This window comes from Jeongeupia chitinilytica, assembly GCF_014652315.1.
GTDB lineage: Bacteria > Pseudomonadota > Gammaproteobacteria > Burkholderiales > Chitinibacteraceae > Jeongeupia > Jeongeupia chitinilytica.
In genome coordinates, this window is the sequence record NZ_BMYO01000006.1 from 83,296 (window position 1) to 104,194 (window position 20,899).

A 20,899-nucleotide genomic window follows, 5' to 3' on the forward strand; every position below is an offset into this window, starting at 1 on the left:
ATCAACGCATGTTTCCCATCATCTTCGGCATCCTGTTTCTTCCGCTGTTCATTTCCTCGGTGACGTTGTTTTTCCTCACCGCGACCTTGAACATCAAGCTCCGCTTCGGAAATACCCAGCGCCCCAAGCCCGCCCAGTATCCCAAAAGCGTCATTCTGGTCCCGTATTACAATGAAAATCCCGACATCTTGATGCATGTGCTGCAAGCAATCGATGATCAGGACTATCCGATTCCACTGCATGTCATGCTGGTCAATGATGGTTCAACCAACTCGGCTCCGGAGCAGATCGCGGATTGGGTCGGAAATACGACCCGACGCCAGCACTACGAACTCATTGCACTGGATGAAAACTCCGGCTGCAAGGGCAAGGCAATGGACCAGGTTCTTGGCCTGGTGCCGGAAGATGCGGAAGTGCTCGCAATTGTCGATAGCGACACCTGGCTCGAACCGGATGCAATGCGTTTGAGTGTCGAAAGGTTATGGAGCAACCCCCGCTATGCCGCAGTGTCGGGTTGCGTCATCGCATCCGGCAAGAACAATTCGTTCATGTCATATCTTCAGTATTACGAACATATCGGCAGTTTTGCAGCCATCCGCTTTGCCCAGTCCTGGCTCGGTTTGGTCGATGTCCTTTCCGGTGCATTCTCCATCCACCGGATGAGCGCCATTCGCGAGCTCGGTGGCTGGAGCCACTGGCTGGTCGAGGACATTTCCTGGACCTGGAAAGCGATTGCCAGCAACTATCACATTGGCTATGCCCCCGAGGCCATTGCCCACACCGAAGTACCGCAGTCGGTTCGCGGGCTGTTCAAGCAGCGTCGCCGTTGGGCTCGTGGCCGTCTTGAAGCCTTCAAAGCGGCATGGTCGGTATCCAAAACGCGCACGCTGATGCTTACGCCCTGGCTCATGCTCTGGATTCAGGGCGCCGTGATGCCGTCACTCCTCGCCGCCGCATTAGCCACCTATTTCGAGCAATGGTGGGCCTTCGCGATGATTGGTGCCATCGGCGTGATGCAGCTCTGGATCAACCTGTTGCTTCATTACAAATATTTGCAATCAAAGGCAGTCGGAATCAAGGATGTGCTGTTGCAGGCACTGTATTTTCCCCTTTTCGAAATTGCCATCATGCCGGCCAGCGTCATCGGTTTCATCGATGAGCTGCGTAACACGAAAAAGCACTGGCTTACCCGTTAGGAGTCGAGTATGAAAATGGAACAGGTGTTGCCTGCCAATTATTCGGAAGACTGGACCAGCATGCATGCGGCCAACTTCCATGTCGCGTTTGAAAACCTGCACGTGCCTTTGCAGCATGGCCTCGAAATCGGCGCGTTTGAGGGGCGGACCTCGCGGTACTTCGTCGAGCAGTTCTTCCGGCAAGACGGGCAGGTCTTGCACGCGGTCGACCCCCATCCCAAAACCGTGTTCTGGGACAATACCCTGCAGGCCCGTGATGAGGGACGCATCGTTTTCCACCAAATGAAATCCTACGACTTCCTGATCTCTCAGCCGGATCAGTCGCTGGACTTCATCTACCTCGACGGTAGCCACATCGGCAAGCATGTCCTGCAGGATCTGGTCATCGCATGGCGGAAGCTCCGGATTGGCGGCATTCTGCTGATTGACGATTACCACTGGAAAAACCACTGGTATATCGAAAGGCTTTTCCCTGCATCGCTGTTGCGCATGACCGAAAAGAAGTATGCGGCGACCTTCTACCCCAAGAAAGCCGTGGACAGTTTCCGCAAGGTTTACGGACCGGAAGTCGAGACCGTTTTCGAAAATTACCAAGTGTGCCTGCGGCGGTTTTGTGATTTGGATGCCTTGGTCGTTGCCGAAGAGCAAACAAAACTGTTCTGCCCCTGATTCATTGTCAACTCCAGAAGTCGCGGTGTCCTTATGCCTTCCCGTTCCGATTTGTTTTGCAGCAAACCGTTTCAGTTTCTGGATTTGCAACGCAGCAAAGCCGGCGTCTGCTGCTGGGTTCGCCTGCCGACTTGGCGCGGACACAGTTCGGACCTGAGCATTGAGGCCGTCTGGAATTCGGAAAATGCACAGAAGGTGCGAGCGTCCATTCACGATGGTTCGTTCCGCTACTGCTCGAACGATTGCCCGTTTCTTCACGGCGCAGCCAAACCCGCGGCATTATCCGAAGCGTCCGCGCACGAAATGCATGGCTTTCTGGAGACGATTTCCAACCCGGTGACCCGCAAGAGCGACGTCACCGATCCGCAGCTCAGAACGATCATCGACGAACAAAGCGTGATTCTGGACACGCCTCCTGCGCATCTGGAGTGCGGTTTCGACAATTCGTGCAATCTCTCCTGCCCGACTTGCCGCACCGAGAAACTTGTCGAAACCGAATTCAAGGACGAAATCCAGCGCATTCAGCGGACCGTCGAAGAAGTGTTCCTTCCGCATCTCCAAACCTTGTACATCACCGGCTCCGGTGATCCATTCGGAAGCCCTTATTTCAATCGCTGGCTTCGCCAGATGGATGCTTCAAAACTGGGGGCTGACACACGCATCCATCTGCACAGCAACGCCCAGCTCTGGACGCCGGAAATGTGGGCCAAGATACCCGAGGCTGTTCGCACCCGGATCAAGAGTTGCGAAATCTCGATCGACGCAGCCAGCGAAGCGACCTATGCCATCAATCGCCGTGGCGGCGATTTTGCACGGCTTTTGAAGAATCTGGATTTCATCGCCACACTCCGGCGCAGCCAGGCCTTGCGTTACTTCAAAATTCACATGGTGGTCCAGGCCAACAATTTCCGGGAAATGCCCGATTTTGTGGCATTGGGGGCACGCGTAGGGGCAGACGAAGTCTACTTCAGCCACCTTTCGGACTGGGGCACCTTTTCCGAGGTGGAGCTGGCAAAGCGTCAAGTCCACATTGCGACCCATCCGCTGCACGAGCAACTGCAAGAGATCCTGTCATCCCGATTGTTGCATCATCCCAGTGTCAATCTGGGTAACCTGAACGATCTGCAAGCACCTCGTTCGGCACCTCGCAGCATCATCAAGCTGCACGAGCTCTCTCCCACCTAATGTCACAAGCACCAGCATGAGCAATTCGCTGTTCCGCAAAGAAGTAACACATGCACAGAACGTCGGCCTGGAAGGAAGGATCATCCTTCCCAGCCAACCGAACCTCACGCGACTGGCCTGGGCTGGTGTTTTCCTGATCATCGCCCTGATTTGCTACGCCTACTTCGGGCAATACACGCGCAAGGCCAAACTCAGTGGCGTCGTCATGCCGGCCTCCGGCCTCATCAAGGTGGTTGCCCCTGTAGAGGGGCGAATCCAGTCGATACTGGTCACCGAAGGTCAGGAAGTCGCCAGGAACGCACCATTGTTCATCCTGAGCGGGGAGCGCTACAGCCGTGACGGTGTTGGCACGCTGGCCAAACTGCGAGAATCGATTCAAGGTGAACGCTTGCTGGTCGAGCGCGAACGCGAGCGGCGCCTTCAGTTGAACCAGCTGGAAACGACTGCGCTGGTCAACAAACAGCAGGGCCTGAACAGCGAAGTTCACACGGCACAAACAGCACTGGCGATCGCCGAAAAACGGGTACACCTTCAGGAAAACCTGCTGCGCCGGAATCAACAGCTGCAGCAACAAGGCTTTCTGTCCGAGTCGGCCTCGCAACGACAGGAAATCGAGTTGACCACCGCCCAGGGCGAGGCCGAACAGGCCCGGCAGAACCTGCTGCGCTTGCGGCAGGAGATCCAGTCCTCCCAGTCCGATCTGGAGCAGGCGCGCATCGGCGGCGAGAACTCCCTCGTCGAACTTGACCGGCGCCTCCAACAACTGGAACAGCAGCTTATCGAACTGGGACGCCAGGATTCGGCGATGGTCAGGGCGCCGACCGCCGGGGTAGCAACAGCCATCGCGGCCAAATCGGGGCAATCAGCGCTGCAGAACGAAACCCTCCTGCTCGTGGTCCCCAAAAATTCCGAATTGATCGTCGAGCTGTATGCAACCAGCCAGTCGGTCGGATTCATCAAGCCGGGCCAGCACGTGGGCTTGCGCTTTCAGGCTTTTCCCTACGAAAAGTACGGCATCCAGTCCGGCGTGGTCCGTGAAGTAACGCGTGCTGCGCAACCACCTTCGGAGCTGGCGCAGCGTACCGGACTCAATCTTGGCAACGAGGGCTATTACCGCGTACAGGTCAAGCTGAACAAGGCCAGCGTGAATGTCGGAAATCGCGAAGAGCCGCTCAAAGTGGGCATGAGTACGCAAGGTGACGTGTTTCTCGATACGCGCAGCATCTATGAATGGTTGTTTGAACCACTGTCGACGCTGAAAGGATAGCAGGACGATGAACTTGATCGATCAGCTCGAGTGGGGATGGCAAAAAAAGCTGCCCATGATCCACCAGACCGAAGCCGCCGAATGCGGTGTTGCCTGCATCGCGATGATCGCCGCGTGGCACGGTTACAAGACGGATTTGAGGATCCTGCGCGGCAAGTTCAACGTCACCCAGCACGGCATGACACTGGACCGCATGATCGAGTGCGTCCGCATGATCGATCTGGCGGCGCGTCCAATCCGATTGGAGCTTGAAGAACTCAGGGAACTGGCCACTCCCTGCATTCTTCATTGGGATCTCAACCACTTTGTGGTCCTGACCCGGGTCAAGAACGGCACGATCCAGATCCATGATCCCGCACGCGGCATCCTCAATCTGTCGCTGGAAGAAACGAGCAAGCATTTCACCGGCATTGCGCTCGAGCTCACTCCAACCGATCATTTCGAACCCGTCGATCTCCGGGACAAAATCCGCCTCGGTCATCTGGTCGGGCGAACCCGCGGCCTGATCAGCACTTTGGGACGCATTCTGGTTTTCGCTGGCGTGCTCGAAGCGCTGGCCCTGACCACACCACTTTTCAACCAGCTCGTCATCGATGAGGTGCTGGTTACCCGCGATACCAATCTGCTGATTATTGTGGCGATCGGCATGGCACTGCTCGCGCTGACACAAGGCCTGATCGCCATGGCGCGGGAATGGGCCCTGACTTCGCTGTCAATGTCGTTTGGCCTTCAATGGGCAGCCAACGTGTTTCATCACCTGGTTCGACTCCCCATTGAATGGTTTGAGCGGCGCCATCTAGGCGATGTGTCGGCCAAGTTCCGTTCGATCGAAAACATTCAGCGGACACTAACCACCAGTACGCTGGAAGCAATTCTGGATACCATTCTGCTGATTGGTACCCTGAGCATGATGTTCATCTACGACGTCAGATTGTCGTTGGTGGCCATTGGCGCAGCCGTACTCTACGGCATCCTTCGGCTGAGTTGGTTCCTGCCTTTGCGTGATGCAGGCATTGAAGCCTGGACAGCGATGACAAAGGAAGAAAGCCACTTTCTGGAGTCGATGCGCGGAATTCTCAGCCTTCGCATCAACGGCGCCACGCCACGTCGAGAAGTGGCGTGGCGCAATCTGATGGTCGACACGCGCAACGCTCAATTGCGCCAACAGCGCCTGGCAATCGGCTATCACCTTTGTTTCAGTCTGCTGAGCCGTGCAGCAGCAATCCTGATTTTATGGTTTGGCGCCAATGCGGTGCTTAATGGCACGTTCACCGTCGGCATGCTGATTGCATTCCTGGCATTGCAGGACCGGTTTACAACCAGCGCAAACCAGCTGATTGACAAGTTTTTCGAATTCAAAATGCTGACGGTTTATACCGAACGCTTGGCCGATATCGTCCTTACACCGATCGATCCGGGCGAGAAAAGCCAAACTGCAACGAACGAGCGGCCCCAGAAACCGGACGAAAGCGAAATCATCGCAGTCAAGAACCTGCATTTCTCTTATGGCGAAAACGAAATCGATGTGCTCACCGGCGTATCGTTTACGCTGCAGCGCGGTGAAATCGTCGCCGTTGCAGGCCCCTCCGGCTGCGGCAAAAGCACCATGCTCAAGATTCTGCTGGGTATTTATCAGCCAACTCGCGGCGAAATAAGCATCTTCGGCAAATCATCCGTGCAGGGCGATTTACCCAAATCCCGTCCGAGAATCGGCACCGTGTTGCAGGAAGACCATCTTTTCAGCGGATCGATTTTTGACAACATTGCCCTGTTCGCACCGCGGGCAGATGTCGAAAGGGTCGAACGCTGTGCGCAGCTGGCGGAGATTCATAACGACATCATCCAGTTACCGATGGGCTACCACACGCTCACCGGGGAAATGGGATCGACGCTGTCGGGAGGCCAGAAGCAACGTGTTCTATTGGCCCGGGCGCTTTACAAACAGCCCGATCTGCTCTTTCTGGACGAGGCGACCAGTCATCTGGATACCGACAACGAGTTTCGCGTCAACCAGATGCTACGCGCAATGGGAATCACGACATTGCTGATCGCCCACCGGCCGGAAACCATTGCGAGTGCCGACCGGGTACTGGTACTGAGCCATGGTCAGATCATCGAGGAAAGGTTCAACACCGGTCATTCAGAACCGGCTTTTCCGCATTCGGCTTAAATTACCGTCAATTCCAAGGTTCTCATCTTGCACAACCTCTCCGGCGACTTGCCGCTTTTGCCCAATCCTGTTCATTCGATGGCGCTGGATGCCGATGATCGTGACCTGCGCGAGTTGGGACGAGCGATTGGTGACGCCCGTTTTGTCGTCCTGTGCGGCCAGAGTCATGGTGAAGGCAATGTCTTTGCGCTACAGGCTCGCATCAGCCGCTATTTGCATGAGCACAAAGGCTTCAATGTTCTTGCGCTAGGCAGCGGCATGTACGACCTTTGGCACTGCTGGCAGGACGCGCTTGCGGGCAAACCAGCGGGGCACGCAGTTCTCGGCAACCTGTTTTTCATGTACGCCCGTGCCACCCAGCTCCGGCCGTTTTTTGACTACATTGAAAAACAGCTAAGAAACGGCACGCCTCTGGAACTGGCGGGTATCGACGGGCCGCAAGGCGGCGCCTACTCGCTGAAGCAGCTGCTAGCGGAACTCGCCGCATTCATCGAGCAGGCCGGTCAAACCGACGTACTGCAATCGTCACGCTGGCCCGGGTTCATCCGTGCAGCACAAAGAATCATCGCGCGCGAACAACCTATCATCGACAACGTCGACGACATTCGTGATTTCCAGCACGTGCTGGCGACGCTCACAACCTGGCTGGATTCGCATCCGGATGACGTTGAGGCCCAGCTTTTGTCCCGCAGTCTCGTGGGTCTGCAAGCCCAGCTGGTCGAGCTGCAGGTACAGGATCCGCGGGATTGGCAGATTTTCGAGAATTTGCAGTGGCTTGCCGATACCTTGCGTCCGGATCAAAAGTTCGTGGTCTGGATTCACAGCATGCGTGGCGTACCAACCGGCGAAGACCGCCTCGGCGATCGCCTGAAACGGGTTTATGGCAACAAGTCGGTGTTCATTGCGCAGTTCACCGGGTGTCAGGGCCGGTTTCACGACTACAACCACCTCGGTGTGATGCACACCATTCCATCCGCGCCCCCTGAGAGCTGGGAGCACATGTGGGAAAAAGCGGATCTGGGTGATGGCTATCTGATTGCGCCGCCAGAGCAGGACGACGAGCGGACGCCTGCGCTGGCGTACCGCTACCTGCGATATGGCACCGACGAGGCAGCCCCGCTCAAACGCTTCCCGACGCCCGAATCAGAAACGACAGCCGGCCTGGACGCCTTGTTCGTTCTGCGAACAATCGAGCCGGTCGAAGTAATGCCGTACTGATCAGACCAGCAGTCGATCCTGCGGGCAGAATACCGTACCAGATGATCACCAGAAGCAGGCAAGGCGCGCCACCGCATCCCGGCGCGCCTTGTTGTTGCTGACAAACGCTACTTCTTTTCCTTCTCCGGGCGTTGCCAGCCCGAAATCGTCACCTGCTTGGCGCGGGCAACGGTCAGCTCGCCCGCCGGCGCATTCTTGCCGATCACCGAACCGGCACCGGTCGTCGCCCGCGCGCCGATGGTCACGGGTGCCACCAGTACATTGTTCGAGCCGATGCGCGCCTCGTCCTCGATCACCGTCCGGAACTTGTTGACACCGTCGTAGTTGGCCGTGATCGTGCCGGCGCCGACGTTGACGTCGCGGCCGATCGTCGTGTCGCCGATGTAGCTCAGGTGATTGACCTTGGAACCGACACCGACCACCGACTTCTTCACTTCGACGAAGTTGCCGACGTGGACGTTCTCGGCCAGCTCGGTCCCCGGACGCAGCCGCGCGTACGGGCCGATCAGGCTGCCGGCACCGATCACCGCGTCCTCGAGGAGGCAGAACGGGTGGATCACCGCACCATCGGCAATGGTGACGTTCTTCAGCACGCAATTCGCACCGATGCTGACGTCGTGTCCGAGCACGACCTTGCCTTCGAACACGCAGTTGGCATCGACGATCACGTCCATGCCGTGTTCCAGCGTACCGCGCAGATCGAAGCGCGCCGGATCGCGCAGCGTGATGCCGGCGGTCAGCAAGGCGTGCGCCTGCTGCTGCTGGAAGATGCGCTCGAGCGCGGCCAGCTGGACCTTGTTGTTGATGCCCTCGGCCTCCCAGTGGTCCTGCGGATGCACCGTCGCCACCGGCACGCCATCTCGCACGGCCAGTGCGATCAGGTCGGTCGCGTAATACTCGCCCTGGGCGTTGTCGTTCTTCAGTTCGGCCAGCCAGCCGGCCAGGCGCGCGGTCGGCAGCGCGAGGATGCCGGTATTCATTTCACGGATTGCGGCCTGCGTCGGCGTCGCATCCTTCTGCTCGACGATGGCCTGCACCTCGCCTGCCGCGTTGCGGACGATGCGGCCGTAGCCGGTCGCATCGTCGAGTACGTCGGTGAGAATGCCGAGCTTGCCGCCGTCGACCGCAGCCAGCAGAGCCCGCAAGGTCGCGACCCGGGTCAGCGGAACATCGCCGTACAGCATCAGCGTCACGCCACCTTCGAGCTGCGGCAGCGCCTGTGCCAGCGCATGACCGGTGCCGAGCTGCTGCGCCTGGTGCGCCCAGGCCAGATCGGCCTGTCCGGCAAACGCCGCTTGGACCAGCTCGCCGCCATGGCCGTGCACCACCACCAGCCTGGCCGGCTGCAGTTGTCGCGCGGTATCGAGCACATGCCCGACCAGCGGCTTGCCGGCAATCCGGTGCAATACCTTGGGCAGTTTCGAATACATGCGTTTGCCCTGTCCGGCGGCAAGCACAACGACATTGAGCGGATGAGTCATGGCAATCCTGAATCAGCGAGAAAGAATGGCTGCATTGTAGCGCCGTCGCACGACCGCGCGGAATCGGGTCTGCCCCCGGACGCGGAAAAGAAAAACCCCGATCCGTGGATCGGGGTTCTGGAGGCGTTTGGGACGCTCAGTGGCCGCGCTTCTTGAGCTTCTCGAGCACCGCGAGTTTCGCGACTGCTTCGAGCAGTTCGGCTTGCGCCATCGCGAAGTCGACCGCACCGGTTTTGCCCTTGAGGGCTTCTTCGGCGCGACGCTTGGCATCGAGTGCCTTGGCTTCGTCGATGTCGGCACCGCGAATCGCGGTATCGGCCAGCACCGTCACCACGTGCGGTTGCACTTCAAGCAGGCCGCCCGAAACGTACAGGATGACATCCGGATCGTTCGAGTTGGCCGGCTTGATGCGCAGCGCGCCCGGGCGGACCCGGGTGAGCAGCGGTGCGTGCCGCGGCAGGATACCGATCTCGCCCTTGTCGGCAGGCGCAGAGATGAACTCGGCGGTACCGGAGTAGATCAGTTCCTCGGCGCTCACCACGTCCACGTGCATGGTCATGGCCATCGGCTATCCCCTTATTGCAAGGTCTTGGCTTTTTCGATCGCTTCTTCGATGCCGCCGACCATGTAGAAGGCCTGCTCCGGAAGGTGATCGTAATCGCCGTTGAGAATGCCCTTGAAGCCCTTGAGGGTTTCCTTCAGCGGCACGTACTTGCCCGGCGAGCCGGTGAACACTTCGGCCACGTGGAACGGCTGCGACAGGAAGCGCTGGATCTTGCGCGCACGGGCCACGGCCAGCTTGTCTTCAGGCGACAGCTCGTCCATACCCAGAATCGCGATGATGTCCTGCAGTTCCTTGTACTTCTGCAGCGTCTGCTGCACGCCACGCGCGACCTGGTAGTGCTCGTCGCCGACGACTTGCGGGTCGAGCTGACGCGAGGTCGAGTCGAGCGGGTCGACCGCCGGGTAGATACCCAGCGCGGCGATGTCACGCGACAGAACGACGGTTGCATCCAGGTGGGCGAAGGTCGTGGCCGGCGACGGGTCGGTCAAGTCATCCGCAGGGACGTAAACGGCCTGGATCGACGTGATCGAACCGCTCTTGGTCGAGGTGATGCGCTCTTGCAGGGCGCCCATTTCCTCGGCCAGCGTCGGCTGGTAACCCACCGCGGACGGCATACGGCCCAGCAGCGCCGAGACTTCGGTACCGGCCAGGGTGTAACGGTAGATGTTGTCGACGAAGAACAGGATGTCGCGACCTTCGTCACGGAAGTGTTCCGCAATCGACAGACCGGTCAGTGCGACGCGCAGACGGTTGCCCGGCGGCTCGTTCATCTGGCCGTACACCATCGCCACCTTGTCGAGGACGTTGGAGTCCTTCATTTCGTGGTAGAAGTCGTTGCCCTCACGGGTACGCTCGCCCACGCCGGCAAACACGGACAGACCGGAGTGTGCCTTGGCGATGTTGTTGATCAGTTCCATCATGTTGACGGTCTTGCCGACGCCGGCGCCGCCGAACAGGCCGACCTTGCCGCCCTTGGCGAACGGGCACACCAGGTCGATCACCTTGATGCCGGTTTCCAGCAGGTCGATCGACTGGTTCAGTTCGTCGAACTTCGGTGCCGGCTGGTGAATGGCGCGGCGGGCGTCGGTCTGCACCGGACCTGCTTCGTCAATCGGATTGCCCAGCACGTCCATGATGCGACCCAGCGTGGCGTTGCCCACCGGCACCGAGATCGGTGCGTGGGTGTTGTCCACCAGCAGGCCACGCTTCAGGCCATCGGTCGTACCCATGGCGATCGCGCGTACTACACCGTCACCAAGCTGCTGCTGGACTTCCAGCGTCAGGTCCTGGTCGGCGAGCTTGAGCGCGTCATACACCTTGGGCAGGTTGTCGCGCGGAAATTCCACGTCGACCACCGGGCCAATGATTTGTACGATTTTCCCTTGGCTCATCTTAGGGTTCCTAATCAGTAAATTCGGGTTGGCGATCTGTTAAACCGCTGCAGCGCCGGCGCAGATTTCCGAAAGTTCTTTCGTAATCGCGGCTTGACGCGTCTTGTTGTACAGCAGTTGCAGATTGCCGATCACCTTGTCGGCGTTGTCGGTCGCGGCCTTCATCGCCACCATCCGGGCTGCATTCTCGGACGCCATGTTTTCCGCTACGGCCTGGTAAACCAGCGCTTCGAGGTAGCGGATCATCAGATCGTCGATGACGGTCTTGGCATCCGGCTCGTACAGGTATTCCCAGTTGTAGCCATGGTCCGGCTGGCCGATGGCTTCACCCGCCAGCGGCAGCAGCTGTTCGACAGTCGGCTCTTGCCTCATGGTGTTGACGAACTTGGTGTAGACGAGGCGAACCTCGTCCACTTCGCCGGCGACGTAAGCGTCGACCATGACCTTGATCGGTCCGATCAGCTGCTCGACGTGCGGCGTGTCGCCCAGACCCACAACGTGCGAAATCACTTTCGCGCCGTTGCGGTTCATGAAGCCGAAGCCCTTGTTGCCAATGGCGGTGACGGCGATTTCCACACCGCTCTGGTGCAATTCCTTCATCGCATTCAGCGTCAGGCGCAGTGCGTTGGTGTTCAGACCACCGCACAGGCCCTTGTCCGACGTGACGACGATGAAACCAACCCGCTTGACGGTGTCGCGCTTTTGCAGGAAAGGATGCGCGTAGTCCACCAGCGCAGCACTCAGGTGGGCCGTGACCTTGCGGATTTTTTCACCGTAAGGCCGGGCACCACGCATGCGCTCCTGCGCACGGCGCATCTTGGACGTCGCCACCATTTCCATGGCGCGGGTGATCTTCTGCGTGTTTTTGACGCTCTTGATCTTGGTCCGGATCTCTTTACCGCCTGCCATGATTCGATTCCTCTCTAATCAGTTTCGAATCAGAAGGCGTTGCCGGACTTGAAGCTTGCCGCAGCCTTGAGGATGGTCGCTTCGTCGTCTTCCGAGAGGTTGCCCTTCTCTTCGACGCGGGCGAGTGCCTCGGCAGCGTTGGCCTTCAGGTACGACAGGAAAGCCGCTTCGAAAGCGAGCGCACGTTCGACCTTGACGTCGTCGTACACACCCTTGTTGATCAGGAGCAGGGTCACGCCCAGCTCGGCCACTTTCAGCGGGCTGTACTGCGCCTGCTTCATCAGTTCGGTCACGAGCTTGCCGCGTTCCAGCTGCTTGCGGGTGGCTTCGTCCAGATCGGAAGCGAACTGCGCGAACGCAGCCAGTTCACGGTACTGGGCCAGTGCCAGACGCACGCCGCCGCCGAGCTTCTTGATGACCTTGGTCTGCGCAGCACCGCCGACGCGCGATACCGAGATACCGGCGTTCATCGCAGGACGGATACCGGCGTTGAACAGGTCGGTTTCCAGGAAGATCTGGCCGTCGGTGATCGAGATCACGTTGGTCGGAACGAAGGCCGACACGTCGCCTGCCTGGGTTTCGATGATCGGCAGCGCGGTCAGCGAGCCGGTCTTGCCCTTCACGGCACCGTTGGTGAGCTTCTCGACTTCGTGTTCGTTGATCCGCGCAGCACGTTCCAGCAGACGCGAATGGAGATAGAACACGTCGCCCGGGTACGCTTCACGGCCCGGCGGACGGCGCAGCAGCAGCGAGATCTGGCGGTACGCCACGGCCTGCTTCGACAGGTCGTCGTACACGATCAGCGCGTCTTCGCCGAGGTCGCGGAAGTACTCGCCCATCGTGCAACCCGAGTAGGCGGCGATGTACTGCAGTGCAGCCGATTCGGATGCCGCAGCGGCGACGACGATGGTGTGCGCCAGTGCACCGTGCTCTTCGAGCTTGCGCACCACGTTGGCGATCGACGATGCCTTCTGGCCAATGGCGACGTACACGCAGGTAACGCCAGTGCCCTTCTGGTTGATGATCGCATCCAGCGCCACCGCGGTCTTGCCGGTCTGGCGGTCGCCGATGATCAGCTCACGCTGGCCACGACCGATCGGCACCATGGTGTCGATGGCCTTCAGGCCGGTTTGCAGCGGCTGGTCGACCGATTGGCGTGCGATGACGCCCGGCGCGATCTTTTCGATCGGGCTGGTCAGCGTGGTACCCAGCGGGCCCTTGCCGTCGATCGGCTGGCCGAGCGAGTTCACGACGCGGCCGATCAGTTCGCGACCGACCGGTACTTCGAGAATGCGGCCGGTACACTTGACTTCGTCGCCTTCCTTGATGTGGGTGTATTCACCCAGCACCACGGCGCCGACCGAGTCACGCTCGAGGTTGAGCGCGAGGCCAAAGGTGTTACCCGGGAATTCCAGCATTTCGCCCTGCATCACCTCGGAGAGGCCGTGCACGCGAACGATACCGTCGGTGACCGACACGACCGTACCAGTGGTACGGGCTTCGGCGCCTTCGGACAAATTCTGGATCCGGGCTTTAATCAGTTCACTGATTTCAGACGGATTGAGTTGCATTAAAAATCTCCTAACTCTTCAGGCTCGTCGCAAGGGCAGAGAGCTTGCCGGCCACGGACGCATCAATCACCACATCGCCGACCGTCACTTTGACGCCGCCGATCAAGTCGGGATTGACGCTGACCTGTGCGGCCACCTTGCGTTGCAGGTGGTTTGCCAGCGCGTTCTTGAGCTCGGCCACTTGCGCATCATCGAGCGGAAAGGCCGAAACGATGTCGGCCTCGACCTCACCTTCTTCGGCGGCCTTGTAGGTTTCGAACAGCGACGAAATCTGCGGCAGCGCGGTGAAGCGGCGGTTTTCCAGTACGACGGCAATGAAGTTGTTCACCTCATCGCCGACGTTCCCGCCCAAAAGCCCGGCGAGCAACTGCTGAACCTGAGCAGCGGAATACTTGGGGTTGGCCACGACGTCGTCGGCGAGCGGATCCTGAGCAATCAGGGACAGCTTGCCGAGCACGTCCGACCACTGGCCCAGCGTACCGGCGTCTTTCGCGATGCGAAACACGGCTTCGGCATAGGGTCGAGCGACGGTGATGAGTTCTGCCATGGCTGTCTTACAGTTCCGCTTTGAGAGTGTTCAACAGCACGGCGTGCTTGGTCGCATCGATCTCGGACTTGAGAATCTTCTGCGCACCGGCGACGGCGAGGTCGGCGACCTGCTGACGCAACACTTCCTTGGCTTGTTGAACCTGCTGTTCGATGTCCGCCTGCGCGCCCTTGACCAGGCGCTCGCCTTCCAGCTTGGCCGCATCCTTCGCTTCGTCGACGAGTTGCGCAGCGCGCTTCTCGGCTTGAGCGATGATTTCGGCAGCTTGCTGTTTGGCTTCGCGCAGCTTGTCGGCCGACGACTTCTCGGCGTTCGCCAGGTCTTGCTTGGCGCGATCGGCGGCGGCCAGGCCGTCGGCGATGCGCGTCGCGCGTTCGTCCATCATCCGGGTCAGCGGAGGCCATACGAACTTCATCGTGAACAGGATCAGGATCGCAAAAGTGATCATCTGACCCAGCAGGGACATATTGATATCCACGCTGAACGTCCTCCAGGTTAAAGGTTAAAGCGAGGGCTTAAGAATTACTGAGCCGCTGCCAGAACCGCACCGAGGAACGGGTTGTTGAAGGTGTAGAGCATGGCGACACCGACGCCGATCATCGAGATCGCGTCCAGCAGACCGGCGATGATGAACAGCTTGGTTTGCAGGACCGGGATCATTTCCGGCTGACGAGCCGACGACTCCAGGAACTTGCCGCCGAGGATAGCGAAGCCCAGAGCGGTACCGATAGCAGCCAGACCGATGATGATCGCAGCAGCGATCACGGTGAAGCTTTGTACGGAAGCGATTTCAGCAACAGCCATTTTACTAACTCCAGAAAGGAAGGTTGAGGTTGGGGATGGAGAAAAACACGAGCCGGTCGGGCAGTACCCGCCCGGCGTCGATTCTTAGTGATCCTCGACGGCGAGGCTCAGGTAAACGATGGTCAGCATCATGAACACGAAGGCCTGCAGCGTGACCACGAGGATGTGGAAGATCGCCCACGGTGCGCCCAGCGCCCACTGGATCCAGAACGGCAGCAGCGCGATCAGAATGAAGATCAGTTCGCCGGCATACATGTTGCCGAACAGACGCAGCGCCAGCGAAATCGGCTTGGCCGCCAGTTCGATCAACTGGAAGGCAAAGTTGATCGGCATCAGAATGATTTTCAGGACACCATCGGCGTGGAACGGTGCAGTAAACAGCTCCGTGATCCAGCCACCGAGACCCTTGGCCTTGATCGAGAAACCGATGATCAGGAACATCACCGCGATCGACATCGCGAAGGTCTGGTTGACGTCGGCGGTCGGAACCGCACGCAGGTAGTTGATGCCGAAGAGGTGGTTGGCGAGCCACGGCAGCAGGTCAACCGGCAGGAAGTCCATTGCGTTCATCAGGAACACCCAGCAGAAGATCGTCAGCGACAGCGGGCCGATGACCTTGCTCTTGGCGTGGAAGGCGTCCTTGATCTGCGAGTCGACCATTTCGACGATCAGCTCGACGAAGTTCTGCAGCTTGCCCGGCACACCGCTGGTGGCGCGGCGGGCAACGAAGGCGAACACGCCAACGAAGACGAAGCCGAGGAACAGGCCGATCCAGAAGGTATCCAGATGGAAACCGCTGGCGGTTTGGTTGAACGTGAGGTGATGCTGGATGTACTCGGTGGCATTCGCCGGAGCGTGGTGTTCTGCAGCCATGGTTATTTTTTGCCGTTAAATTGAATCAAAAGCCCGAACCAGTAGGCACTCGTAGCGGCGATGTATCCGGTGAACAACCACATCCAAGCTACCTGCCGGTAAAAAACGAATACCGCAGCGAACGCGACGATGGTCCACGCCATCTTCGCCGCCTCTGCGGCGAAATGCAGCCGCATCAGCGCGGCCGGCGGACCGTACGCGAACTGGTAGGCGATGCGTGCATACAACATCGAGCCAGCCAGCGCGATTGCGCCCCCCAGACCACTTGCAATTCCCGCGCTGCGCCCCCATAAGAGGTAGGACAGCAGCATCACTACCAGCGTAATCCCCAGTTTGAGGCGGATCACGCCCTTGATTTGTGCCTGCGCGACCATATTCACCGCCAGCAAAGCCCCGCGATTATACGGAGCCGCGTTGATACACGTCAATTTTACCCATTGACGACAAAGGCGTTTTTGCACGCACATGTAGTCGACTACTTACTTCACCATGTAGTCGACTAGATATTCCCCCCTCCCCCCCGGCCCGTTCTTGATCTGGGACAGGGTTGTGACGCACAACTTTGGTGCGCCTTCTCGCTCAGAACCGCTGCAACAACCGGTCGAGCTCGTCGAGGCTGGTGTAGGCGATGCTGATCCGTCCCGCCCCTTTTTTGCCCTGGCGGATCGACACCCTGGCACCGAGCTTGCCGGCAATTTCCTCTTCGAGCCGCGCGACATCCGGATCGGGCCGTTGCGACGGTTTGGCCGGCGCGCCTTCGATCAGACGCTTCACCAAGGCTTCGGTTTCACGCACCGACAGCCCCTTGAGCGCCACCGTCTGCGCGACATCGAGCTGGGTCAGCACTTCCAGCGGCAACAGCGCGCGGGCATGCCCCATGTCGATCGCGCCATCGAGCAGCAGCTTCTGCACCGGCTCGGCCAGTTGCAGCAGCCGCAGCAGGTTGCTGACGGTCGCGCGCGATTTGCCGACTGCCTCGGCCGCCGCTTCATGCGTCATGCCGAACTCGTCGATCAGGCGAGCCAGTCCCTGCGCCTCTTCAAGCGGATTCAGGTCTTCACGCTGGATGTTCTCGATCAGCGCCATCGCCGCCGCGGCATCGTCGCCGACGTCGCGCACCAGCGCACTGATTTCAACCAGGCCGGCCAGCCGGCATGCCCGCCAGCGGCGTTCACCGGCGATGATTTCGTAGCGCGGTTCGGCCAGCGCATCACCGTCGACCGGCCGTACCAGCACCGGTTGCATCAGCCCTTGGGCACGGATCGAGTCCGCCAGTTCCCTGAGCGCTTCGTCGTCGATGATTTTTCGCGGCTGGTAGCGGCCTGGCTGCAGGCTGTCGACCGGCAGCGTCGCCAGCGTTTCACTGGCGGCCGCGTCGCCCATCAGCGCGTCGAGGCCCCGACCGAGGCCCTTGAGTTTTTTACTGACCATTGCGTTCCGTCGGCAGGAAAGGCGCCCTAGAGGGCGGGCGCCGGATCGAGGGCATTATGCCGCGCGAGCAATTCCTCGGCCAATTGCAAATAAGCCTGCGCGCCCTTGCTCGATTTGTCGTAGGCAAGGATGGGCCGGCCGTAGCTCGGCGCCTCGGCCAGCCGGATGTTGCGCGGAATGACCGTGTGGTAGAGCTTGCTGGTGAAGTGCTTCACCAGCTGGTCGGACACCTGCTGCGCCAGCGTCGAGCGCGGGTCGTACATCGTCCGCAACAGGCCTTCGATCTCGATCTTGCGGTTCAGCTGCTGCTTGATGCGCTTGAGCGTACTGACGAGGTCGGACAGCCCTTCGAGTGCGTAGTACTCGCACTGCATCGGAATCATCACCGAATCGGCGGCGACCATGCCGTTCAGCGTCAGCAGGTTCAGCGCCGGCGGACAGTCGAGGATGACGAAATCGTAGTCGTCGACGAGCTCGGCCAGCGCGGTCTTGAGCCGGGTCTCGCGGTGCTCGGCATCGACGAGTTCGACCTCGGCGCCCGCAAGCTCGCGGTTGGCCGGCAGCACGTCGAACCGGCCCGACTCGGAATGCGTGATCGTGTCGCGCACCGTCGACTCGCCGATCAGCAGGGTATAGATCGTGTGCTTGAGTCTGGCCTTGTCGATGCCGGCGCCCATGGTCGCATTCGCCTGCGGGTCGAGATCGACCAGCAGCACGCGCCGCTCGAGATGGGCGAGACTGGCGGCCAGATTGACCGAGGTCGTCGTCTTGCCGACACCGCCCTTCTGGTTCGCGATCGCCAGGACCTTCATGCCGTATACCTCATGCGGTGTTCAGTCTTCGCCCTGAACCAGGTGAACCAGATGCCGTTCGGCGTCGATGCCCGGTACCTTCAGCGTATCGACGGCGACGCTCTTCACGCCGGCCGGCAGCAGCGCGATCTCTTCATGCGGATACACGCCCTTGAGCGCGGCCCACTCGCCGCCCGGCGCCAGCAGGTGGCGCGTCAGCTTGACGAACTCGGCCAGATCCGAGAACGCGCGGCTGGTGATCACGTCGAACGGCGCCTCGGGCCGGAAGGCCTCGACGCGCTCGGTCACGACGGTGACGTTGGCGAGCTTCAGGTCGACAATGGCCTGACGCAGGAAGGTCGTCTTCTTGTGGTTCGAATCGAGCAGGAACAGCTGCCAGTCCGGCCGGGCGATCGCCAGCGGAATCCCCGGCGTGCCGAAACCCGAACCGACGTCGAGGATGCGCGCGCCGTTCGCAGCCTTGAAATGCGGCAGCGGCGCGAGCGAGTCGAGCAGGTGGTGCGGCACCATCCGTTCCGGTTCGCGAATCGCGGTCAGGCTGTAGGTCTTGTTCCACTTTTCCAGCAGGCCGACATAGCCGAGCAGCAACTGCTGCTGCGCCGGATCCAGGTTCAGGCCAAGCTGTTTCAGGCCGGCCGACAGCGTATCGGCAAGGGTGTGCGCTTCAATCATCATGGCCTCAGGCGGCTTTGTTGTGGCCCGCGCCAGCGAGCTTCTTCAGGTGCACGAGCAGCAGCGCGATCGCTGCCGGGGTAATGCCGGAAATCCGCCCGGCCTGGCCGAGCGTTTCGGGACGATGCTGGGTGAGCTTCTGCTGCACTTCCTTCGACAGCCCGGAGACCGTGGCGTAGTCGAGGTCGGCCGGCAGCTTCACGTCGTCGAGGGTATCGCGTTTGGCGACTTCGTGCTGTTGCCGTTCGATATAGCCCTGGTACTTGACCTGGATTTCGACCTGCTCGGCGACGAGCGGATCGGTGATCACGCTGCCGTCTTTCGGTCGCGCGCATTCGAGGCTCATCAGGCTGGCAAAGCCGACTTCGGGCCGGCGCAGCAGGTCGGCCAGGTTGTATTCGCGCTCGATCGCCTTGCCGAGTACACGCTCGGCCTCGGCCGCTTCGAGAATGCGCGGATTGACCCAGGTCGACCGCAGCCGCTGCAGCTCGGCCTCGACGGCATCACGCTTGGCGCAGAACAGCGCCCACTGTTCGTCACCGACCAGCCCCAGCTTGCGGCCATGCTCGGTCAGGCGCAGGTCGGCGTTGTCCTCGCGCAGCTGCAACCGGAATTCGGCGCGGCTGGTGAACATCCGGTACGGCTCGGTCACGCCGAGCGTGGTCAGGTCGTCGACCAGCACGCCCAGATACGCCTCGTCACGGCCCGGCGTCCACGGTGCTTCGTCGCGGGCGTACAGCGCCGCGTTCAGCCCGGCGAACAGGCCCTGCGCCGCGGCCTCTTCATAGCCGGTGGTGCCGTTGATCTGGCCGGCGAAGAACAGCCCGGCGATGGCCTTGGTTTCGAACGACTGCTTCAGCGCACGCGGATCGAAGTAGTCGTACTCGATCGCGTAGCCGGGACGCAGGATGCGGGCATTTTCGAGCCCGACCATCGACTGCAACGCGGCGATCTGGATGTCGAACGGCAGGCTGGTCGAAAACCCGCCCGGATAGTACTCGTGCGTATCGAGGCCTTCCGGTTCGAGGAAGACCTGATGGCTGTCCTTGTCGGCAAAGCGGTTGATCTTGTCCTCGACCGACGGGCAGTAGCGCGGGCCGACGCCTTCGATCTTGCCGGTGAACATCGGGCTGCGGTCGAAACCGCTGCGCAGGATGTCGTGCGTCTTCAGATTGGTGTGGGCGATCCAGCACGGCAGCTGCTGCGGGTGCATGGCCAGATTGCCGCGGCTCGAAAACACCGGCTCGGGCGTATCGCCGGGCTGGATTTCGAGTCGGGAAAAATCGATGGTCCGGCCGTCGATGCGCGGCGGCGTGCCGGTCTTGAGCCGGCCGACCGGCAGCTGCAGTTCGCGCAGCTTGTGCGACAGCGTGATCGACGCCGGATCGCCGGCACGGCCGCCGACGTGGTTTTCCAGCCCGACATGGATCTTGCCGCCAAGGAAGGTGCCGGCGGTCAGCACCACCGCGCTGGCTTCGAAGCGGATGCCGATCTGCGTCACCGCGCCGGTCACCCGGTCGCCGTCGAGCAGCAGGTCGCTGACTTCCTGCTGGAACAGGTCGAGGTTGGGCTGGTTTTCCAGCACGTGGCGGATCGCCGCCTTGTAGCGGACGCGGTCGGCCTGCGCACGGGTCGCGCGTACCGCCGGACCCTTGCTGGCGTTCAGCGTCTTGAACTGGATGCCGCTCATGTCGGTCGCCAGCGCCATCGCGCCGCCGAGTGCGTCGACTTCCTTGACGAGGTGGCCCTTGCCGATGCCGCCGATCGACGGGTTGCAGCTCATCTGGCCGAGCGTTTCGATATTGTGCGTCAGCAGCAGCGTCTTGCGCCCCATGCGCGCGCTGGCGAGCGCGGCTTCGGTGCCGGCGTGGCCGCCGCCGACGACGATGACGTCGTAACGGGTGGGATAAAGCATGGGGAGACTCGCTGACGGGGGTACGGGGGCAATATTCTACGCGAGAACAGTCACTTAGGGCAGGCCCGCCCGGCAGACCCGTCATGCAGCATCAAAATCCGGCCGGACAACGCCGCAGCTCGATCAGAAAGAAAAAAGAAAGAATATAAGTAAGTATTTATGCAGAAACCCACAACAAATCAGGGTTTTGATTTATCATCGCCGCCAGAATACCCGGCCAGCA

The 20,899-nt window shown here is 60.4% G+C and carries 20 protein-coding genes; 6 read left to right on the forward strand and 14 right to left on the reverse strand.

Translation table 11 applies throughout. The annotated features are described in order from the left end of the window. Positions 1-8 precede the first annotated feature (8 nt). From IE097_RS11795 to IE097_RS11820, 6 genes are read left to right on the forward strand one after another with little or no spacing between them, the layout of a single operon-like run. Positions 9-1,196: a glycosyltransferase family 2 protein gene (locus IE097_RS11795; RefSeq protein ID WP_189460982.1), complete on the forward strand. Its 1,188-nt coding sequence runs from the start codon at positions 9-11 to the stop codon at positions 1,194-1,196. A 9-nt stretch (positions 1,197-1,205) separates the two neighbouring features. Then, a complete protein-coding gene (locus IE097_RS11800) occupies positions 1,206-1,865 on the forward strand; it encodes a class I SAM-dependent methyltransferase (RefSeq protein ID WP_189460984.1) in 660 nt (219 codons plus the stop codon). Positions 1,866-1,898: 33 nt separating this feature from the next. Continuing rightward, positions 1,899-3,050: a radical SAM protein gene (locus tag IE097_RS11805; protein ID WP_189460986.1), complete on the forward strand. Its 1,152-nt coding sequence runs from the start codon at positions 1,899-1,901 to the stop codon at positions 3,048-3,050. 16 nt (positions 3,051-3,066) lie between these two features. Then, positions 3,067-4,317, forward strand: a complete 1,251-nt coding sequence (locus IE097_RS11810) for a beta-barrel domain-containing protein (protein ID WP_189460988.1) — start codon at positions 3,067-3,069, stop codon at positions 4,315-4,317. Positions 4,318-4,324: 7 nt separating this feature from the next. Continuing rightward, positions 4,325-6,487 carry a peptidase domain-containing ABC transporter gene (locus IE097_RS11815; protein WP_189460990.1) on the forward strand — a complete coding sequence of 721 codons (2,163 nt, stop codon included), beginning with the start codon at positions 4,325-4,327 and terminating at the stop codon, positions 6,485-6,487. 27 nt (positions 6,488-6,514) lie between these two features. Beyond that, on the forward strand, positions 6,515-7,705 hold the full coding sequence (locus IE097_RS11820; RefSeq protein ID WP_189460992.1) for an erythromycin esterase family protein: 1,191 nt from the start codon (positions 6,515-6,517) through the stop codon (positions 7,703-7,705). A 107-nt stretch (positions 7,706-7,812) separates the two neighbouring features. Here IE097_RS11820 and glmU read toward each other — a convergent pair whose 3' ends face one another. From glmU to mnmG, 14 genes are all read right to left on the reverse strand, one after another. Continuing rightward, complete coding sequence (glmU, locus tag IE097_RS11825) at positions 7,813-9,186, reverse strand: bifunctional UDP-N-acetylglucosamine diphosphorylase/glucosamine-1-phosphate N-acetyltransferase GlmU (RefSeq protein WP_189460994.1); 1,374 nt, start codon at positions 9,184-9,186, stop codon at positions 7,813-7,815. A gap of 136 nt (positions 9,187-9,322) precedes the next feature. Continuing rightward, a complete protein-coding gene (locus tag IE097_RS11830) occupies positions 9,323-9,745 on the reverse strand; it encodes a F0F1 ATP synthase subunit epsilon (RefSeq protein ID WP_432723233.1) in 423 nt (140 codons plus the stop codon). Between the two features lie 17 nt (positions 9,746-9,762). Then, on the reverse strand, positions 9,763-11,142 hold the full coding sequence (gene atpD, locus IE097_RS11835; protein WP_189460998.1) for a F0F1 ATP synthase subunit beta: 1,380 nt from the start codon (positions 11,140-11,142) through the stop codon (positions 9,763-9,765). A gap of 39 nt (positions 11,143-11,181) precedes the next feature. Further along, positions 11,182-12,051 (reverse strand): F0F1 ATP synthase subunit gamma, encoded by an 870-nt coding sequence (atpG, locus tag IE097_RS11840; protein WP_189461000.1) that lies wholly within the window; start codon positions 12,049-12,051, stop codon positions 11,182-11,184. 29 nt (positions 12,052-12,080) lie between these two features. Beyond that, the gene (gene atpA, locus IE097_RS11845) at positions 12,081-13,622 is read right to left on the reverse strand and encodes a F0F1 ATP synthase subunit alpha (RefSeq protein ID WP_189461002.1); all 1,542 of its coding nucleotides are present in this window, start codon (positions 13,620-13,622) and stop codon (positions 12,081-12,083) included. A gap of 10 nt (positions 13,623-13,632) precedes the next feature. After that, positions 13,633-14,169, reverse strand: a complete 537-nt coding sequence (locus IE097_RS11850) for a F0F1 ATP synthase subunit delta (RefSeq protein ID WP_070529636.1) — start codon at positions 14,167-14,169, stop codon at positions 13,633-13,635. A gap of 7 nt (positions 14,170-14,176) precedes the next feature. Further along, positions 14,177-14,647 carry a F0F1 ATP synthase subunit B gene (locus tag IE097_RS11855; protein ID WP_189461004.1) on the reverse strand — a complete coding sequence of 157 codons (471 nt, stop codon included), beginning with the start codon at positions 14,645-14,647 and terminating at the stop codon, positions 14,177-14,179. Positions 14,648-14,691: 44 nt separating this feature from the next. Continuing rightward, on the reverse strand, positions 14,692-14,973 hold the full coding sequence (gene atpE / locus IE097_RS11860) for a F0F1 ATP synthase subunit C (protein ID WP_070529638.1): 282 nt from the start codon (positions 14,971-14,973) through the stop codon (positions 14,692-14,694). 84 nt (positions 14,974-15,057) lie between these two features. Next, positions 15,058-15,846 carry a F0F1 ATP synthase subunit A gene (atpB, locus tag IE097_RS11865; protein ID WP_189461006.1) on the reverse strand — a complete coding sequence of 263 codons (789 nt, stop codon included), beginning with the start codon at positions 15,844-15,846 and terminating at the stop codon, positions 15,058-15,060. Between the two features lie 2 nt (positions 15,847-15,848). Continuing rightward, positions 15,849-16,307 (reverse strand): ATP synthase subunit I, encoded by a 459-nt coding sequence (locus IE097_RS11870; RefSeq protein ID WP_229797561.1) that lies wholly within the window; start codon positions 16,305-16,307, stop codon positions 15,849-15,851. A 118-nt stretch (positions 16,308-16,425) separates the two neighbouring features. Then, positions 16,426-17,277: a ParB/RepB/Spo0J family partition protein gene (locus tag IE097_RS11875; RefSeq protein ID WP_189461010.1), complete on the reverse strand. Its 852-nt coding sequence runs from the start codon at positions 17,275-17,277 to the stop codon at positions 16,426-16,428. 26 nt (positions 17,278-17,303) lie between these two features. Continuing rightward, entirely contained in the window at positions 17,304-18,089 is a 786-nt protein-coding gene (locus IE097_RS11880) for a ParA family protein (protein ID WP_189461012.1), read from the reverse strand. A 21-nt stretch (positions 18,090-18,110) separates the two neighbouring features. Then, the gene (gene rsmG, locus IE097_RS11885) at positions 18,111-18,761 is read right to left on the reverse strand and encodes a 16S rRNA (guanine(527)-N(7))-methyltransferase RsmG (protein WP_189461260.1); all 651 of its coding nucleotides are present in this window, start codon (positions 18,759-18,761) and stop codon (positions 18,111-18,113) included. A 7-nt stretch (positions 18,762-18,768) separates the two neighbouring features. Continuing rightward, on the reverse strand, positions 18,769-20,676 hold the full coding sequence (gene mnmG, locus IE097_RS11890; RefSeq protein WP_189461014.1) for a tRNA uridine-5-carboxymethylaminomethyl(34) synthesis enzyme MnmG: 1,908 nt from the start codon (positions 20,674-20,676) through the stop codon (positions 18,769-18,771). Positions 20,677-20,899: the final 223 nt, after the last annotated feature.

What these genes read in the sequence shown, in the direction of transcription:
- IE097_RS11795 (WP_189460982.1), top strand. Translation starts at nt 9, where the DNA reads ATGTTTCCCATCATCTTCGGCATCCTGTTTCTTCCGCTGTTCATTTCC.
- mnmG (WP_189461014.1), bottom strand. Translation starts at nt 20,676, where the DNA reads ATGCTTTATCCCACCCGTTACGACGTCATCGTCGTCGGCGGCGGCCAC.
- atpA (WP_189461002.1), bottom strand. Translation starts at nt 13,622, where the DNA reads ATGCAACTCAATCCGTCTGAAATCAGTGAACTGATTAAAGCCCGGATC.
- rsmG (WP_189461260.1), bottom strand. Translation starts at nt 18,761, where the DNA reads ATGATTGAAGCGCACACCCTTGCCGATACGCTGTCGGCCGGCCTGAAA.
- atpE (WP_070529638.1), bottom strand. Translation starts at nt 14,973, where the DNA reads ATGGCTGTTGCTGAAATCGCTTCCGTACAAAGCTTCACCGTGATCGCT.
- atpD (WP_189460998.1), bottom strand. Translation starts at nt 11,142, where the DNA reads ATGAGCCAAGGGAAAATCGTACAAATCATTGGCCCGGTGGTCGACGTG.
- IE097_RS11815 (WP_189460990.1), top strand. Translation starts at nt 4,325, where the DNA reads ATGAACTTGATCGATCAGCTCGAGTGGGGATGGCAAAAAAAGCTGCCC.
- atpG (WP_189461000.1), bottom strand. Translation starts at nt 12,051, where the DNA reads ATGGCAGGCGGTAAAGAGATCCGGACCAAGATCAAGAGCGTCAAAAAC.
- atpB (WP_189461006.1), bottom strand. Translation starts at nt 15,846, where the DNA reads ATGGCTGCAGAACACCACGCTCCGGCGAATGCCACCGAGTACATCCAG.
- IE097_RS11850 (WP_070529636.1), bottom strand. Translation starts at nt 14,169, where the DNA reads ATGGCAGAACTCATCACCGTCGCTCGACCCTATGCCGAAGCCGTGTTT.
- IE097_RS11880 (WP_189461012.1), bottom strand. Translation starts at nt 18,089, where the DNA reads ATGAAGGTCCTGGCGATCGCGAACCAGAAGGGCGGTGTCGGCAAGACG.
- IE097_RS11830 (WP_432723233.1), bottom strand. Translation starts at nt 9,745, where the DNA reads ATGACCATGCACGTGGACGTGGTGAGCGCCGAGGAACTGATCTACTCC.
- glmU (WP_189460994.1), bottom strand. Translation starts at nt 9,186, where the DNA reads ATGACTCATCCGCTCAATGTCGTTGTGCTTGCCGCCGGACAGGGCAAA.
- IE097_RS11810 (WP_189460988.1), top strand. Translation starts at nt 3,067, where the DNA reads ATGAGCAATTCGCTGTTCCGCAAAGAAGTAACACATGCACAGAACGTC.
- IE097_RS11805 (WP_189460986.1), top strand. Translation starts at nt 1,899, where the DNA reads ATGCCTTCCCGTTCCGATTTGTTTTGCAGCAAACCGTTTCAGTTTCTG.
- IE097_RS11800 (WP_189460984.1), top strand. Translation starts at nt 1,206, where the DNA reads ATGAAAATGGAACAGGTGTTGCCTGCCAATTATTCGGAAGACTGGACC.
- IE097_RS11875 (WP_189461010.1), bottom strand. Translation starts at nt 17,277, where the DNA reads ATGGTCAGTAAAAAACTCAAGGGCCTCGGTCGGGGCCTCGACGCGCTG.